Below are 15581 nucleotides of genomic sequence, written 5' to 3' on the forward strand. Positions count from 1 at the left end.
GGAGACACGATCATGGCCAGCAGAGGCGTAAACAAGGTGATTCTCGTCGGTAATCTGGGGCAGGACCCGGAAGTACGCTACATGCCGAACGGCGGGGCCGTGGCGAACCTGCGCCTGGCGACTTCCGAATCCTGGCGCGACAAGCAGACCGGTGAGATGAAAGAAGTGACCGAATGGCACAGCGTTGTGCTGTACGGCAAGCTGGCGGAAGTGGCGGGCGAATACCTGCGCAAAGGCTCGCAGATCTACATCGAAGGTCAGCTGCGTACGCGTAAGTGGCAGGATCAAAGCGGTCAGGATCGCTACTCTACCGAAGTCGTGGTTAACGTCGGCGGCACCATGCAGATGCTGGGCGGCCGTCAGGGCGGCGGCGCACCGGCAGGCGGCAATATGGGCGGCGGCCAGCAGCAGGGTAGTTGGGGCCAGCCTCAGCAGCCGCAGCAGCAGGGTGGCGGCGCGCAGTTCAGCGGCGGCGCACAGTCTCGTCCGCAGCAGCAGGCGCCAGCGCCTTCTAATGAACCGCCAATGGATTTCGATGACGATATTCCGTTCTGATAACGCGGCGTTCCGCCCGGAATGCCCTGCTTCAGAAAGCGTTGAAAAGCTCTGCTCCGGCAGGGCTTTTTCTTTACCCTTTTTCAGCCTGGTTGGGCGGCGCTTTCTGCCTGAATGCACGAGTAAGGCACGTCTGCCTGCAAGCGCTTGCCGTAGCGGCGCGCTTTATAATGGCAAACCACGCCTCATAGCCTCCCCGGCTGGCACGATTAAACTGTCATCAAATGAAGGGCATGGCGCTTTTACACGGCGCGGCGCTAAATCTCACCGGGCGAATGCCGATATAGGTTTCATGAAGTATTCATACGTTCCGTACGTTTTCGGCAGGGATGCCCCCAGTTCAGGTTAGCCCATGTCAGAAAGAGATCGCGACCAACTCCTTAGCCAGGCGACCGACCAGTACTGGCAACACATAATTCCGATCGTCTGGCTGGCGTTGATGATTCACGTCGGGCTGATTTTCCTGTTTCTGTCGATGAGCATTCCGACGCTCGCTATTTTTAACATCTTCAGCGTGATGGTTTATATCCACTGCCTGAATGAGATAGAGCACTACCGGTATCTGTATGTCGGTACCCTGATGAGCGTGGAAATTCTGGCGCATGCCGTTGCCACGACGGTATTGCTGGGCTGGGAGAGTAATTTTTATCTGTTTGTTTTTTCGCTGATACCGATAGTGTCGTTCAGCTTCCAGCAGGTGCCGGTGCGGCGCGCGCTGTTCCTGGGGGCGATTGCGGTGCTCGGAACGGTGGGTTATGCACTGCGCCACCACACCGGTACGGCGTCGGGGTTAAGCCCGTCGGTGCTGAATGGTATCGGCATCGCCAATGCGGTGATGGCGATTAGCTTTTTAATGTATACCACGCTGCGTTCAGTGGAATTCACCCACACGATGAAACTGGATCTTTTTAACACCGCAAGCCGCGACAGCCTGACGAACCTGTATACCCGACGCCACTTTATGCATCAGGTGTCCCTGCTGGAAAAACAACCTGGCACCCATAATGTGGCGCTGTTGCTGCTGGATATCGACCATTTCAAAACGATCAACGACAGTTGCGGCCACAGTTACGGAGATATGATTTTGCAGCGCATCGCGCGGGCGATTACCGACAACGTGCGCGAAAGCGACATCGTGGCGCGCTGGGGCGGCGAAGAGTTTCTGGTCCTGATGCCGGATACGTCGCTGTCAGACGCCAGACGGGTGGCGGAGCGGCTGCTGACGCGGATTCAGGAATGGGTCGGCCAGACCGATAAAAACCCACGTGAAGTCACCGCGACGCTTGCTCTGAGCGCCTTTGGCAAGGACGAGGCGTTTGAAAAAGCGCTTAATCGCGCCGACAAAATGTTGTACGCCGGTAAGCAGCAGGGGCGAAACCGCCTGGTGATAGCGGATTAACATACTGATTCAGAGATTAAAACGGATAAAAAGTAACCCCTGGGTACTCCTTAGTTAGCATTTTCCTGGTGGTGTCGAAGTGCCATGCTCTGCGATTCCTTCCTGTGCGACGGCGTTTATTGACGTGCGCGCCAGTTGCCGCCCGCAGGTGAATTTCACACAGGGAATGCAAGCGATGACACAGGAACATAATCCGTTTACCGCCGCCTGGAGCCGTAACGGCAATCTGCTCTGCCATGGTCACTGGATCATTACGTTTGAAGCGCGCCCGGTGACGCTGCCGCAACACTGGCAGGATAAGGCGATGAACACCTGGGGGATCTACTCGATTATCGATCCCGAGGATGAGACGTTCGCCGACGGGCTGGAAGAAGATGAGTGGATTGTCGAGAACGTCGAATGGCTGACCGACTGGTTTTTCGATAATGACATTCCGCTGGAGGAGCGCTACTACCGCGCCTTCTGGCGGGCGGTGAATAAAGCGGACTGGCGCTGCACCAGTTGCGCGGGCTGTATGTAAGGGCGTTGCAGGAAACAAAAAAGCCCCTGATGCAGGGGCTTAAAGGAAAGGCGGCGGCGATATCAGGTCACCACCATCGGCCATTCCGGCGGCGTGTGGCTCATCACTTCCACCATCACGTCTTTTATATTGTGCCACATAGCGTGAAAGTCGAGGCTGACGCCGAGCAGCCCGGTCGCGAATACGCAGGAAGCGACGATACCCAGCCCGCTGCTGATCACTGCCAGCGCCTGGTAGTCGGATTTACGAAACTGAATATTAAGCGTGCTGGCAAGAAACATTAAAACCGCACCCAGAAGTTGCCAGCGCATCAGTACCATGCTGGCGGTAAGCGTAGCCATGAAACCTGTCCTCAAAAACAATCTGCCGCGCGGAGGGCCGGGGAGAGACAGCACTGGCCTGGCGCGGCGCTAAAATTTAACGTGACGGCAAGTATGTAAACTTGCACACTAAGTGTGAACTGTATCACATTTGTTGTTTTATTCGCCAGTCTGGCGGGTGCGCTTTGATGAAAAAAACGCACGATTAATGTGCTGACCGATGACCGTGCGGAATAAAAAAATGGTCAAAAAGAACGCGCTAAAAAAATCCTTGCCGGATTTTCCCGATGCATAAATTTTCATTTCGACACAAAAAAACGCGGCCCGTACATTTTTTCGGCAGCTGCGAGTAATTTAACTTAAAACGCTTTCTGAAGTGGTTGATGAATTTTTAGCCCCGACATCAACGCCAATATTTCACTTAAGAAAAATTAATTAGCCATTCTCTATTTTCCTTATGGCAAATTTTAATGTTTCACGCGAAATAGTGGACGGATAACTGGAAATGGCTATTGCCAATGCGTGCTGATTGATGCAACGTAAACACCTGTTTGCGATGTGTCTCATCACGCGATTAATGTGACACAGAAAGCAGGGATATGAGGCCATAATGAATTTCAGGGCACGACGTCAGGCGTTGCGAATCTCAGGCATAATCATGGTGGTCTTACTGCCTGTGATGCTTGCGCTTTGGATCGCCCATCACCGGGCGGTCAACGAGACGCGTGCACATCTGGATACCTTCGCGCAACTGGTTCTTAACCGTACTGAACTGGTGTTAAGCCACGTCGAAGAAGCCCGTAACGAAGCCGAAAAATATCAGGGCGAAATATGCTCCTCAGCGCATCAACGAAATATGCTGGATATTTCTCGCGGACAAATATTTATTGAAGATTTAATTTACGCGCAAGGCGACGAGTTATTATGTTCGACCTTGTTCGATCAGCCTTTTATTCTGTCTCCCGCTAATTACACCCGCACGCCAGATATTGCTTATTACTATTATCGTGATACGCCGTTCTTTTCCGGCCATAAGATGATTTATTTGCGCAAGGGAAATTATGTCGCTGTGGTTAACCCACTTTCCTTTAGCGAAATATTATCCAGCGACGCCACCATTTCTTATGGCGTGTATGACACCGTTACCCGTGAATTCTTTTCGGTAAGTGAAAAAGCCGACGCTCGCACATTTGCGCCTTTTGCGCGTTCGCAAAACGCCGATTTCCAGAAGGATGGTCGTTTCTGGTCAATCGTGCTGTCCGGTAAGCGCCCGATTGCCGTTGCCGTCTCAACAAGCGACGCCTGGTTCTGGCAGGCGTGGCGCCGTCAGATGTCGGTTATGCTGCCGCTCGGGCTTATCATGGGCGGTTTGCTGGTTTTTCTCGGCTCGCGTACCCGCAACCGTTTCAACTCGCCGAGCCGCCAGCTCCAGCGCGCGTTGCAGAAGCGGGCGCTGCGCCTGCATTATCAGCCGATTATGGATATCAAACACGGCATGTGCGTCGGGGCGGAGGCGCTGCTGCGCTGGCCTGGCTATAACGGTCAGGTGATGAGCCCGGCGGAGTTTATACCGCTCGCGGAAAAAACCGGGATGATCGCGCAGGTGACTGATTATGTAGTAGAAGAGTTGTTTAATGACTTAGGCCATTTCCTGGCGACCCACCCGCAAATTTATATTTCCATTAACCTTTCCGCCTCGGATTTCCATTCGTCGCGCCTGATTGCGTTAATCGAAGGGAAAAATAGCCAGCATGGGGTGCGGGCGCAGCAAATCAAGATTGAAGTGACCGAGCGGGGCTTTATTGACGTGCCGCGCACCACGCCGGTTATTCAGGCGTTTCGCCAGTCGGGCTTTGAGATTGCTATCGACGATTTCGGCACCGGATATTCCAACCTTCATAATCTCTATTCGCTGAATGTCGATATTCTGAAAATTGATAAATCGTTTATTGATACCTTAACCACGAACAGCACCAGCCATTTGATTGCGGAGCATATTATCGATATGGCCCAGAGTCTGCGGCTGAAAATTATCGCCGAGGGCGTGGAAACCGCCGAACAGGTGGGCTGGCTGCTAAAGCGTGGCGTGCAGTATTGCCAGGGCTGGCATTTCTCAAAAGCGCTGCCGCGTCAGGAGTTTGTCGCCTGGCTGCAACAGGATGACGCCCGGGGAATACCGGGCTGGCAGAGCTGCACCGTTAATCGTCAGGCGCTCTGACGATAATCACTCGGCGTGCGGTCGAACTGACGACGGAAAATTCGCGAGAACGTCTGTTGCGACACATAGCCATAATCCATTGCGATATCAAAAATCGGCCGCCGGGTCGTGCGTAACTCCTGCGCCGCCAGTTGCAGGCGACGCTTGCGAATATACTCACCCAGCGTCTGATGCATGACGGTACGAAACATCCGCTGTAAATACCATTTCGAATAGCCCGACTTCTTTGCCACCACATCAATATTCAGTGGCTGGTCAATATGCTCATCAATCCATTGCGTCAGTGCGTGGATAATTTCCTGATGTGACATAAGCCGTCCTCTTCCTCTGTATTGGGTTCGCCGTTCTTATGGTCAGCGAGTATAATTCCTCAAGTTAACTTGAGGTAAAGCCCCTGATGGAAAAGAAAGCACCCAGAATCAAATCGCTGCTGACGCCGGGCGAAGTCGCGAAGCGCAGCGGCGTTGCGGTCTCCGCGCTGCACTTCTATGAAAGCAAAGGACTGATTAAAAGCACCCGTAACAGCGGCAATCAACGTCGTTACCGGCGCGACGTGCTGCGTCAGGTGGCGATCATTAAAATCGCCCAGCGCATCGGCATTCCGCTGGCGACGATTGGCGAGGCTATCGGCGTGTTGCCGGAAGGACATAACCTGAGCCCGAAGGCCTGGAAGCAGCTCTCCACCCAGTGGCGTGAGGAGCTGGACAGGCGCATTAAAACGCTGACCGCGCTGCGCGACGATCTCGACGGCTGTATCGGCTGCGGCTGTCTGTCGCACCGCGATTGCCCGCTCCGCAACCCCGAGGACCGTCTGGGCGCGCAGGGCAGCGGGGCGCGTCTGCTGGAAGACGAATAAGCGGCGCGCAAACAAATTCTGTGCGTCATCGGTGGATTCTCTATAGTTAATGCAATGAAAAGCGAAAGGAAAACGCCATGCTGACGGTCCACCATCTGAATAATTCCCGCTCGCAGCGCATTCTTTTTGCGCTTGAAGAGCTCGGTCTGCCCTACGAACTGGTGCGTTATCAGCGCGAGCCCACCATGCTGGCGCCGCCTGCGCTAAAGAAAGTGCATCCGCTCGGTAAGTCGCCGGTGCTGGAGGATAACGGCCAGAAAATTATTGAGTCCGGCGCGATTCTGGAATATCTCCAGGAAACCTACGACACCGAACAGCGGCTGAAGCCGCTGAGCGCGGAAGAGAAAATCCAGTACCGCATCTGGCTCCATTACGCCGAAGGGTCTTTGATGCCGCTGCTGTTGATGAAGCTGGTGTTTGGCAGCCTCGGCAAAAAGCCTGTCCCGCTCGGGCTTCGCACCATTGGCAAAGCGCTCGGGCAGGGCGTGCAGAAAGCCTGGCTCAATAAGCAGATAGCCACCCACACGCGCTTTATGGAAGATCACCTGACGCTGCATCCGTGGTTTGCCGGGCAGACGTTCAGCATGGCGGATATTCAGATGAGCTTCCCGATTATCGCCCTGCTGGCGCGCAGCGAATCCGGCGAGTTCCGTCAGCTTCGCGCCTGGCTCACCAATCTTCAGGCGCGACCGGCCTGGCAGCGCGCAATTGAAAAAGGCGGCCCGCTGGAGATCCCCGGCAGTTAATTACGCAGGCCTTCACCCGAAGGCCTGTTTTTTGCGCATCAACGATATCGTTTGCGCAGCCTGCGCTGAATTATTCATCAGCCGACGTAACTTTTTGCCAAAAGCCATAAAGTTCAGTTGAAAATCCCCGTCCTAAGGCTGGATAATCGTTTGCCTAAAAATTTTGTCGTTTTTTGCGCGTGGAGTTAAACGTTTGCTTTTTGTGGCCCCTCCAAAACCACAAACAGAACGCAGGGAGTTAACGTTTGATCCGCAGCGGGTTGTTTGCCACGCGCGAGCTTTAAAAACTATCACTTTCAGGGGATGTCTCATTATGTCTACGCCTTCTGCGCGTAACGGCGGTTCACTCGACGCCTTTTTTAAAATTTCCGCGCGCGGCAGTAACGTGCGCCAGGAGATTGTTGCCGGTCTCACCACTTTCCTCGCGATGGTCTATTCCGTGATTGTCGTGCCGGGGATGCTTGGCAAAGCCGGTTTCTCACCTGCCGCCGTGTTCGTCGCCACCTGCCTGGTGGCTGGCGTCGGTTCCATCGTGATGGGGCTGTGGGCGAATCTGCCGCTGGCTATCGGCTGCGCCATTTCGCTGACCGCCTTTACGGCGTTTAGTCTGGTGCTCGGGCAGCACATCAGCGTACCCGTCGCGCTCGGCGCGGTCTTCCTGATGGGCGTGCTCTTTACCGTTATCTCTGCAACCGGCATTCGTAGCTGGATCCTGCGCAACCTGCCGCAGGGCGTGGCGCACGGCACTGGCATCGGCATCGGTCTGTTCCTGCTGCTGATTGCCGCCAACGGCGTGGGCCTGGTCATTAAAAACCCGCTCGACGGCCTGCCGGTGGCGCTCGGTCATTTCGCGAGCTTCCCGGTTATCATGTCGCTGATTGGTCTGGCGGTGATTATCGGTCTTGAGAAACTGAAAGTGCCGGGCGGCATCCTGCTGACCATTATTGGCATTTCGATTGTCGGCCTGATTTTCGACCCGACGGTGAAATTCACCGGCCTGTTCGCCATGCCGTCGCTGAGCGATGAAAACGGCAATTCGCTGATCGGCAGCCTCGACATCATGGGCGCGCTCGATCCTGTCGTTATTCCAAGCGTGCTGGCGCTGGTGATGACCGCGGTATTCGACGCCACCGGCACCATTCGCGCGGTTGCAGGCCAGGCGAATCTGCTGGATAAAGACGGCCAGCTCATCGACGGCGGCAAAGCACTGACCACCGATTCCCTCTCCAGCGTCTTCTCAGGCCTGGTGGGCGCGGCGCCGGCTGCGGTTTATATCGAATCTGCCGCTGGCACCGCCGCGGGCGGTAAAACGGGCCTGACGGCGATTACCGTCGGCGTACTGTTCCTGCTTATCCTGTTCCTCTCGCCGCTCTCTTATCTGGTACCCGCGTACGCCACCGCGCCTGCGCTGATGTATGTCGGTCTGCTGATGCTCAGCAACGTGGCGAAAATCGATTTCGCTGATTTCGTTGACGCCATGGCGGGGCTTATCACCGCGGTGTTTATCGTGCTGACGTGCAACATCGTGACCGGCATCATGATCGGTTTTGCGTCGCTGGTAATTGGCCGCATCGTCTCTGGCGAGTTCCGCAAGCTTAATATCGGCACCGTGGTTATCGCCATCGCGCTGGTCGCTTTCTACGCGGGCGGCTGGGCAATCTAAACCTTTCTTTAACAAAGCGGGCTACGGCCCGCTTTTTTCCGGCTTTCAGGGCACAACCTGATTCCTTTTCCGGCGCGTCAATGTTCTATTATCAAAGGTGAGTCTTACATCACAGATAATAAGGAGCCGCTCAGACCGCATGGAAATCTTTTTTACCATCCTCATCATGACCCTCATGGTATCGCTCTCCGGGGTCGTCACCCGTATGCTGCCATTCCAGATCCCGCTGCCGCTGATGCAGATAGCCATCGGGGCGCTGCTCGCCTGGCCTACGTTCGGTCTGCACGTCGACTTTAACCCGGAGCTGTTCCTGGTCCTGTTTATTCCGCCGCTGCTGTTTGCCGACGGCTGGAAAACCCCGACCCGCGAATTCCTCGATCACGGCCGTGAAATTATCGGCCTCGCGCTGGCGCTGGTGGTGATAACCGTCGTGGGTATTGGTTTTCTTATCTACTGGATGGTGCCGGGCATTCCGCTGATCCCCGCTTTCGCGCTCGCGGCGGTGTTGTCGCCAACCGATGCGGTGGCGCTTTCCGGTATTGTCGGCGAAGGCCGCATCCCGAAAAAAATCATGGGGATTTTGCAGGGCGAGGCGCTGATGAATGACGCCTCCGGCCTGGTGTCGCTGAAATTCGCCGTAGCGGTCGCGATGGGGACGATGGTCTTTACCGTAGGCGGCGCGTCGCTGGAATTTTTAAAAGTGGCGATTGGCGGCCTGCTCGCCGGCATCGCGGTAAGCTGGCTGTATGGTCGCTCGCTGCGCCTGCTGAGCCGCTGGGGCGGCGATGAGCCCGCCACACAGATCGTGCTGTTGTTCCTGCTGCCGTTCGCCTCTTATCTGATTGCCGAACATATCGGCTTCTCCGGCATTCTGGCCGCAGTAGCCGCCGGGATGACCATTACCCGCTCCGGCGTGATGCGCACCGCGCCGCTGGCGATGCGCCTGCGCGCCAACAGCGTCTGGTCGATGCTGGAGTTTGTGTTTAACGGCATGGTCTTCCTGATGCTCGGTCTGCAACTGCCGGGCATTATGGAAACCTCGCTGGCCGCCGCCGAACTGGATCCGAACGTTGAAACCTGGATGCTGTTCATGGACATCGTGCTGATCTACGTGGCGCTGATTGGCGTGCGTTTCCTGTGGCTGTGGATCATGAAGCGCTTTAGCCTGCGTTTTCTGAAGAAAAAGCCGCTCAGCTTTGGCGAGTACTCCACGCGCGAATTACTGGTGGCGTCATTCGCCGGGGTGCGCGGGGCCATCACGCTTGCGGGTGTGCTCTCCATTCCGCTGCTGCTGCCGGACGGTTCACCCTTCCCGGCGCGCTATGAGCTGGTGTTCCTGGCCGCGGGCGTGATCCTTTTCTCGCTGTTTGTCGGCGTGATCCTGCTGCCGATTCTGCTGCAACAGGTCGAGACGCCAGATCACGGCCTGGCGCACAAAGAGGAGCGCATGGCGCGCTCGGCGACGGCGGAAGTGGCGATTACCGCCATCCAGAAAATGGAAGAGCGTCTGGCCGCCAATACCGAAGAGAACATCGACGATCAGCTGCTGAAAGAGGTGTCCGCGCGCGTGGTGGGGAACCTGCGTCGCCGCGCCGACGGGCGTAACGATGTGGAAAACAGCGAGCTTGAGGAAAATCTTGAGCGCCGTTTCCGCCTGACCGCGCTGCGTGCGGAGCGCGCCGAGCTGTACCATCTGCGCGCCACGCGGCAGATCAGCAACGAGACGCTGCAAAAGATACTGCACGATATGGACCTGCTCGAAGCGCTGCTGATGGAGCGCAAATAACCAAAACCGCCGGATCTTTCCGGCGTTTTTTTTTACCGCCCCGCCAGCCGCCGCACCAGTTCAAACTCGCTAAAATTCACCGGTCGCTGCTGCTGCATTGAGAGATTCCCGGCAATGCCCGTCAGGACAGACATCGCGCCCGCACGGTGATCGGCGGCGCGTTGCAGCGGGTCGTCGCCCGGCTCGCCAAACAGATCCGCCAGCATCGCGTTGTCGCCACCGCCGTGGCCCCCTTCGCCGAGCGTAAAATCCGCTTTCCAGGGCGCCGCGAACATCGGGTACACCGTGATGTCGCAGCGGTCGAGGCTGCCTTCGGCTTCACGCAGCCCGCCGCCGTTGACGTAGGAGTTCTCCACCAGCTTCATTTCAAGCCGTCCGCGGCTGCCGTTGAACACCACATTGAGCCCTTCCTGGGGCAGATAAGCATTAAGCGAATAGGTGAGCTGCGTCTGGTTCTGATATTTCACCAGCACCGACAGCGTATCCTCAATGGTGATGCCGTCGCTGAACACGCTCTGATCGCGAAAGTAGCTGTCCTCATGTTCGGCATCCAGATAGAGCGCTTTGAGCTGCGCGCTCTCCTCCATGTGCAGCGCGAAAGGATCGTTCTTCGCCGCCGGATAGCCGTGGGCGCGCGGGTAAAATTGCGAGACGCCGCGCTTCTCGGCATTTTCACGGCCATAAAAACGCAGCGCGCCCTCGGCGTAGACGCGCGCCGGGTAGCTGCCGAGCCAGAAATTCATTAAGTCGAAATGGTGGGTCGATTTGTGCACCAGCAGGCCGCCGCTGTTACGTTTCTCCCGGTGCCAGCGGCGAAAATAGTCCGCGCCATGTTCGGTATTCAGCAGCCATTCAAAGTGGACCGAAAAGACCTCGCCGATGGTGCCATTCATCAGCAGCTCGCGCACTTTGCTGTGGTGCGGCGCGTAGCGGTAGTTGAACGTGACGCGCACCTCGCGGCCCGTCTCTTCAATGGCGTTAAGAATACGCAGCGCACGGGCTTCGTCGATGGTCATCGGCTTCTCGGTGATGACATCGCAACCCGCATAAAGCGCGCGCACGATGTAGTCGTCATGGGTGCGGTCCATGGTGGTGACGATGATGATATCGGGCTGCGTTTCGCGGATCATCTCTTCAAACTGCGCGGCGACAAAACAGGGCACCGCCTGGGCGCCGGCGTTCTCCAGCAGGCGGCAGGCGTAGCGCATACGGGTCTGGTTGGTGTCGCAGAAAGCGACCATCTGCGCGCTGTCGCGAAACGTCTTGCCGATAGCTTCGATATACATCCCGGCGCGCCCGCCGGTTCCCACCAGGGCGTATTTTTTCATAGCCATGCTCCTCTCAGCCAAAATGACATGTTGTATAGGTAAAATAAAAACAACGTTTCATTTTTCTAATGTAGCGCGGCCAGAGACTCGGAACAGGGCGGAAGGGGAAAAGTGTGATCCCCGGCCAGAATGGCCGGGGCAGAAAGTTTAGTGCGCGCGGCCCTGTTCGATGCCCAGGCCGGTTTGTGAACGGATAAACTGCGCGCGGAACTGTTCACGCTCCAGCTTGCCCTGCGGGCTGTTGTCGGTTGCCGAGAAGACCCAAATCCCGATAAACGCCACGGCGATGGAGAACAGCGCCGGATATTCATACGGGAAGACCGGCGCGGCGTGGCCAAGCACCTGTACCCAGACGGTCGGACCGAGGATCATCAGCACCACGGCGGTCAGCAGACCGAGCCAGCCGCCAATCATTGCGCCGCGAGTGGTGAGCTTCGACCAGTACATCGAGAGCAAAATGATCGGGAAGTTACAGCTCGCCGCAATCGAGAACGCCAGGCCCACCATGAACGCGATATTCTGTTTCTCGAACAGAATGCCGAGCAGGATAGCCACCACACCCAGCACCAGCACGGTGATTTTGGAGACGCGCAACTCATCGCGCTCGGTCGCGCCTTTACGGAACACGTTGGCATAGAGATCGTGCGACACCGCCGACGCGCCTGCGAGCGTCAGGCCCGCGACAACCGCCAGAATCGTGGCGAAGGCGACCGCCGAGATAAAGCCTAAGAACAAGTTGCCGCCCACGGCATCGGCCAGATGAACCGCCGCCATGTTGTTGCCGCCAATCAGCGCGCCGGTGGCATCTTTAAACGCCGGGTTCGCGCCCACCAGCATGATGGCGCCGAAGCCGATGATAAAGGTCAGGATGTAGAAGTAACCCATAAAACCGGTGGCGTAGAAGACGCTTTTACGCGCCTCGCGGGCGTCGCTCACGGTAAAGAAACGCATCAGAATATGCGGCAGACCGGCGGTGCCGAACATCAGGCCGAGGCCGAGCGACAGCGCAGAAACCGGATCTTTCACCAGACCGCCGGGACTCATGATGGCGCTGCCTTTCGGGTGGACCGCCATCGCTTCCGAGAACAGGTTGTTGAAGCTAAAGCCCACATGCTTCATCACCATAAAGGCCATAAAGCTTGCGCCGAAGAGCAGCAGGACGGCTTTGATTATCTGCACCCAGGTGGTGGCCAGCATGCCGCCGAAGAGTACATACATCACCATCAGCACGCCCACCAGCACCACGGCGATGTGATAGTTCAGGCCGAACAACAGCTGGATAAGCTTGCCCGCGCCAACCATCTGCGCGATGAGATAAAGCGCCACCACCACCAGCGAGCCGCAGGCGGCGAGCACGCGAATCGGCCCCTGCTTCAGGCGATACGAGGCGACGTCGGCGAAGGTGTAGCGTCCGAGGTTGCGCAGCCGCTCCGCGATCAGGAACAGGATGATCGGCCAGCCGACGAGAAAACCGAGTGAGTAGATAAGCCCGTCGTAGCCGGAGGTGAATACCAGCGCGGAGATACCGAGGAAGGACGCGGCGGACATAAAATCGCCCGCGATGGCCAGCCCGTTCTGGAAGCCGGTTATATTGCCGCCCGCGGTGTAGTAATCGCTGCGCGAGCGGGTGCGTTTAGAGGCCCAGTACGTGATGCCAAGCGTCAGCGCCACGAAGATGAGGAACATAATGATGGCCTGCCAGTTGGTCGGCTGGCGCTGGACATCGCCGGTCAGCGCATCGGCCAGGGCGGCAGGCGAAAGCAGAGTCAGCAGCGGGAAAAGGACCTTTTTCATGATGACTGCACCTCTTTCAGCACGGCGTTATTCAGCCGGTCAAATTCCGTATTGGCGCGCCAGACATAGACGCCCGTGAGAATAAACGAAATAAGGATCACGCCGATGCCGATAGGGATGCCGCGCGTCACGCTGCTGCCCGGCGAAAGCGGCGTGCCAAGCCAGCCCGGCGCAAACGCGATAAGCAGGATAAAGCCGACATAGATAATCAGCATGATGATGGAAAGGGTGAAGGCAAACCGTTGCCGCTTATGAATTAACTCCCTGTAAGGCGCACTGTTCTCTATCTGCTGACAAATATCGTTATTCATCATCGCAGTCTCCAGAAGTAAGGTAGGGGTTGTTATTATTCCCTCTCCCTTGTGGGGAGAGGGTTAGGTCGAAAGGTAAACGGAAAGCGTTGTTACGACGGCATCGCGATGGACTGCTTCTCTTCGAGCAGTTTTTCCACCACGCCCGGATCGGCAAGCGTTGAGGTATCGCCGAGGTTGCTGGTATCGCCCGCCGCGATTTTGCGCAAAATACGACGCATGATTTTGCCGGAGCGGGTTTTCGGCAGCGAGTCGGTCCAGTGCAGCACATCCGGCGTCGCCAGCGGGCCAATCTCTTTACGCACCCAGTTGCGCACTTCGCTATAGAGTTCCGCCGACGGCTCCTCGCCGTGGTTCAGCGTCACGTAAGCATAGATCGCCTGGCCTTTAATGCTGTGTGGAATGCCCACCACTGCGGCTTCGGCGATTTTCGGATGTGAGACCAGCGCGGACTCAATTTCAGCGGTGCCGAGACGGTGCCCCGATACGTTCAGCACGTCGTCTACGCGCCCGGTTATCCAGTAGTAACCGTCTTCGTCACGGCGCGCGCCGTCGCCGCTGAAGTACATGTTTTTAAACGTCGAGAAATAGGTCTGCTCGAAACGTTCGTGATCGCCAAACAGCGTGCGCGCCTGGCCCGGCCAGGAATCGGTAATGACCAGGTTGCCCTCTGTCGCGCCCTGTTGCGGATTGCCTTCGTTATCCACCAGCGCAGGCTGCACGCCGAAGAACGGACGCGTGGCGGAACCGGCTTTCAGTTCGGTCGCGCCGGGCAGCGGCGTAATCATGAAGCCGCCGGTTTCGGTCTGCCACCAGGTGTCGATGACCGGGCATTTTTCATTGCCGATTTTCTTCCAGTACCACTCCCACGCCTCCGGGTTGATCGGCTCGCCGACGGAACCAAGAATGCGCAGCGACGAACGGTCAGTCCCGTCGATAGCCTTATCGCCTTCCGCCATCAGCGCGCGAATGGCCGTCGGCGCGGTATAGAGAATATTGACCTTGTGCTTGTCCACCACCTGCGCCATACGGTTGGCGGAGGGCCAGTTCGGCACGCCTTCAAACATCAGCGTGGTGGCGCCGCAGGCGAGCGGCCCGTACAGCAGATAGCTGTGGCCGGTCACCCAGCCCACATCCGCCGTGCACCAGTAGATATCGCCCGGATGGTAGTCGAAGGCGTACAGGAACGTGGTGGCCGCATAGACCAGATAACCGCCAGTGGTGTGCAGCACGCCTTTCGGTTTACCGGTCGAGCCGGAGGTATAGAGGATAAACAGCGGATCTTCGGCGTTCATCTCCACCGGTTGATGATGCGCGCTGGCTTTTTCGACCAGTTCGTTCCACCAGAGATCGCGCCCTTCATGCCATTCGGTATTCCCGCCGGTGCGTTTAAACACCACCACATGTTCCACGCTGGTGACGCCCGGATTTTTCAGCGCGTCATCGACATTTTTCTTAAGCGGAATCGTACGGCCGGCGCGCACGCCTTCATCGGCGGTGATAACGAGACGCGCGCTGGAATCGATAATGCGCCCGGCGACGGCCTCCGGCGAAAAGCCGCCGAAAATAACCGAGTGCACCGCGCCGATACGGGCGCAGGCAAGCATCGCGACGGCGGCTTCCGGCACCATCGGCATATAGATAGCGACCACGTCGCCTTTCTTAATGCCGAGAGAGGTCAGGGTGTTCGCGAAGCGGCAGACATCGCGGTGAAGTTCGCGGTAGCTAATGTGTTTGCTTTGGGTGGCGTCGTCGCCTTCCCAGATGATGGCGGTCTGATCGCCGCGCTCGTTGAGGTGTCGGTCAAGGCAGTTCGCCGCGAGGTTCAGCGTGCCGTCTTCATACCATTTAATCGAGACATTGCCGGGCGCGAAAGAGGTGTTTTTTACCTTCTGGTAGGGCGTGATCCAGTCAAGGATTTTACCCTGCTCGCCCCAGAACGCGTCAGGGTCATGCACGGACTGCTGATATTTCGCATCATATTGTTCCGGCGTAATCAGGCAGAGTTCCGCGATAGCCGCGGGAATAGGGTGTTTATGGATTTGGCTCATGGCTTTTTTCTCCTTTTAGATGTTAATGATATGT

General features: G+C 57.0%; 14 protein-coding genes. 8 read left to right on the forward strand and 6 right to left on the reverse strand.

Going from position 1 to position 15581, the window contains the following annotated elements:
• Positions 1–12: 12 nt before the first annotated feature.
• The 3 genes from ssb1 to AACV31_RS06095 all read left to right on the forward strand — a co-directional run bounded on the left by ssb1 (position 13) and on the right by AACV31_RS06095 (position 2474).
• The gene (gene ssb1, locus AACV31_RS06085; protein WP_007764581.1) at positions 13–555 is read left to right on the forward strand and encodes a single-stranded DNA-binding protein SSB1; all 543 of its coding nucleotides are present in this window, start codon (positions 13–15) and stop codon (positions 553–555) included.
• Positions 556–907: 352 nt separating this feature from the next.
• A complete protein-coding gene (locus AACV31_RS06090) occupies positions 908–1954 on the forward strand; it encodes a GGDEF domain-containing protein (RefSeq protein WP_007764574.1) in 1047 nt (348 codons plus the stop codon).
• 175 nt (positions 1955–2129) lie between these two features.
• Positions 2130–2474 (forward strand): hypothetical protein, encoded by a 345-nt coding sequence (locus AACV31_RS06095; RefSeq protein WP_015742641.1) that lies wholly within the window; start codon positions 2130–2132, stop codon positions 2472–2474.
• Positions 2475–2536: 62 nt separating this feature from the next.
• Here AACV31_RS06095 and AACV31_RS06100 read toward each other — a convergent pair whose 3' ends face one another.
• A complete protein-coding gene (locus tag AACV31_RS06100) occupies positions 2537–2815 on the reverse strand; it encodes a YjcB family protein (RefSeq protein WP_007764568.1) in 279 nt (92 codons plus the stop codon).
• Positions 2816–3404: 589 nt separating this feature from the next.
• Between AACV31_RS06100 and AACV31_RS06105 the strand changes: the two genes are divergently transcribed.
• Positions 3405–5012: an EAL domain-containing protein gene (locus AACV31_RS06105; RefSeq protein WP_152412356.1), complete on the forward strand. Its 1608-nt coding sequence runs from the start codon at positions 3405–3407 to the stop codon at positions 5010–5012.
• Here the strand turns inward: AACV31_RS06105 and soxS are convergent.
• Positions 5000–5323: a superoxide response transcriptional regulator SoxS gene (soxS, locus tag AACV31_RS06110; RefSeq protein ID WP_004386206.1), complete on the reverse strand. Its 324-nt coding sequence runs from the start codon at positions 5321–5323 to the stop codon at positions 5000–5002. The two genes, AACV31_RS06105 and soxS, sit on opposite strands and share 13 nt — an antisense overlap.
• Positions 5324–5409: 86 nt before the next feature.
• On the opposite strand from soxS, the gene soxR reads away from it, so the two are divergent.
• The 4 genes from soxR (at position 5410) to AACV31_RS06130 (ending at position 10063) form a co-directional block, all read left to right on the forward strand.
• Positions 5410–5868, forward strand: a complete 459-nt coding sequence (gene soxR / locus AACV31_RS06115; RefSeq protein ID WP_004386207.1) for a redox-sensitive transcriptional activator SoxR — start codon at positions 5410–5412, stop codon at positions 5866–5868.
• A gap of 77 nt (positions 5869–5945) precedes the next feature.
• Positions 5946–6614, forward strand: coding sequence for a glutathione S-transferase family protein (locus tag AACV31_RS06120; RefSeq protein WP_105538246.1), 669 nt, complete (start codon positions 5946–5948; stop codon positions 6612–6614).
• A gap of 313 nt (positions 6615–6927) precedes the next feature.
• On the forward strand, positions 6928–8277 hold the full coding sequence (ghxP, locus tag AACV31_RS06125; protein ID WP_165156553.1) for a guanine/hypoxanthine transporter GhxP: 1350 nt from the start codon (positions 6928–6930) through the stop codon (positions 8275–8277).
• 139 nt (positions 8278–8416) lie between these two features.
• On the forward strand, positions 8417–10063 hold the full coding sequence (locus AACV31_RS06130; protein ID WP_075198925.1) for a Na+/H+ antiporter: 1647 nt from the start codon (positions 8417–8419) through the stop codon (positions 10061–10063).
• 32 nt (positions 10064–10095) lie between these two features.
• On the opposite strand, the gene AACV31_RS06135 is transcribed toward AACV31_RS06130, so the two are convergent.
• The 4 genes from AACV31_RS06135 to acs form a co-directional block, all read right to left on the reverse strand.
• A complete protein-coding gene (locus AACV31_RS06135) occupies positions 10096–11391 on the reverse strand; it encodes a Gfo/Idh/MocA family protein (RefSeq protein WP_041923971.1) in 1296 nt (431 codons plus the stop codon).
• A 147-nt stretch (positions 11392–11538) separates the two neighbouring features.
• Entirely contained in the window at positions 11539–13185 is a 1647-nt protein-coding gene (actP, locus tag AACV31_RS06140) for a cation/acetate symporter ActP (protein WP_007764555.1), read from the reverse strand.
• Positions 13182–13496 (reverse strand): DUF485 domain-containing protein, encoded by a 315-nt coding sequence (locus tag AACV31_RS06145; RefSeq protein ID WP_032807540.1) that lies wholly within the window; start codon positions 13494–13496, stop codon positions 13182–13184. Before AACV31_RS06145 ends, actP begins: the two co-directional genes overlap by 4 nt.
• Before the next feature lie 92 nt (positions 13497–13588).
• Complete coding sequence (acs, locus tag AACV31_RS06150) at positions 13589–15547, reverse strand: acetate--CoA ligase (protein ID WP_165156555.1); 1959 nt, start codon at positions 15545–15547, stop codon at positions 13589–13591.
• Between the last annotated feature and the right edge of the window lie 34 nt (positions 15548–15581).

This window comes from Cronobacter sp. EKM101R (assembly GCF_963888145.1).
Taxonomy (GTDB): domain Bacteria; phylum Pseudomonadota; class Gammaproteobacteria; order Enterobacterales; family Enterobacteriaceae; genus Cronobacter; species Cronobacter turicensis.

What these genes read in the sequence shown, in the direction of transcription:
- AACV31_RS06145 (WP_032807540.1), bottom strand. Translation starts at nt 13,496, where the DNA reads ATGAATAACGATATTTGTCAGCAGATAGAGAACAGTGCGCCTTACAGG.
- ghxP (WP_165156553.1), top strand. Translation starts at nt 6,928, where the DNA reads ATGTCTACGCCTTCTGCGCGTAACGGCGGTTCACTCGACGCCTTTTTT.
- AACV31_RS06135 (WP_041923971.1), bottom strand. Translation starts at nt 11,391, where the DNA reads ATGAAAAAATACGCCCTGGTGGGAACCGGCGGGCGCGCCGGGATGTAT.
- soxR (WP_004386207.1), top strand. Translation starts at nt 5,410, where the DNA reads ATGGAAAAGAAAGCACCCAGAATCAAATCGCTGCTGACGCCGGGCGAA.
- acs (WP_165156555.1), bottom strand. Translation starts at nt 15,547, where the DNA reads ATGAGCCAAATCCATAAACACCCTATTCCCGCGGCTATCGCGGAACTC.
- soxS (WP_004386206.1), bottom strand. Translation starts at nt 5,323, where the DNA reads ATGTCACATCAGGAAATTATCCACGCACTGACGCAATGGATTGATGAG.
- ssb1 (WP_007764581.1), top strand. Translation starts at nt 13, where the DNA reads ATGGCCAGCAGAGGCGTAAACAAGGTGATTCTCGTCGGTAATCTGGGG.
- AACV31_RS06120 (WP_105538246.1), top strand. Translation starts at nt 5,946, where the DNA reads ATGCTGACGGTCCACCATCTGAATAATTCCCGCTCGCAGCGCATTCTT.
- AACV31_RS06130 (WP_075198925.1), top strand. Translation starts at nt 8,417, where the DNA reads ATGGAAATCTTTTTTACCATCCTCATCATGACCCTCATGGTATCGCTC.
- AACV31_RS06090 (WP_007764574.1), top strand. Translation starts at nt 908, where the DNA reads ATGTCAGAAAGAGATCGCGACCAACTCCTTAGCCAGGCGACCGACCAG.
- actP (WP_007764555.1), bottom strand. Translation starts at nt 13,185, where the DNA reads ATGAAAAAGGTCCTTTTCCCGCTGCTGACTCTGCTTTCGCCTGCCGCC.
- AACV31_RS06105 (WP_152412356.1), top strand. Translation starts at nt 3,405, where the DNA reads ATGAATTTCAGGGCACGACGTCAGGCGTTGCGAATCTCAGGCATAATC.
- AACV31_RS06100 (WP_007764568.1), bottom strand. Translation starts at nt 2,815, where the DNA reads ATGGCTACGCTTACCGCCAGCATGGTACTGATGCGCTGGCAACTTCTG.
- AACV31_RS06095 (WP_015742641.1), top strand. Translation starts at nt 2,130, where the DNA reads ATGACACAGGAACATAATCCGTTTACCGCCGCCTGGAGCCGTAACGGC.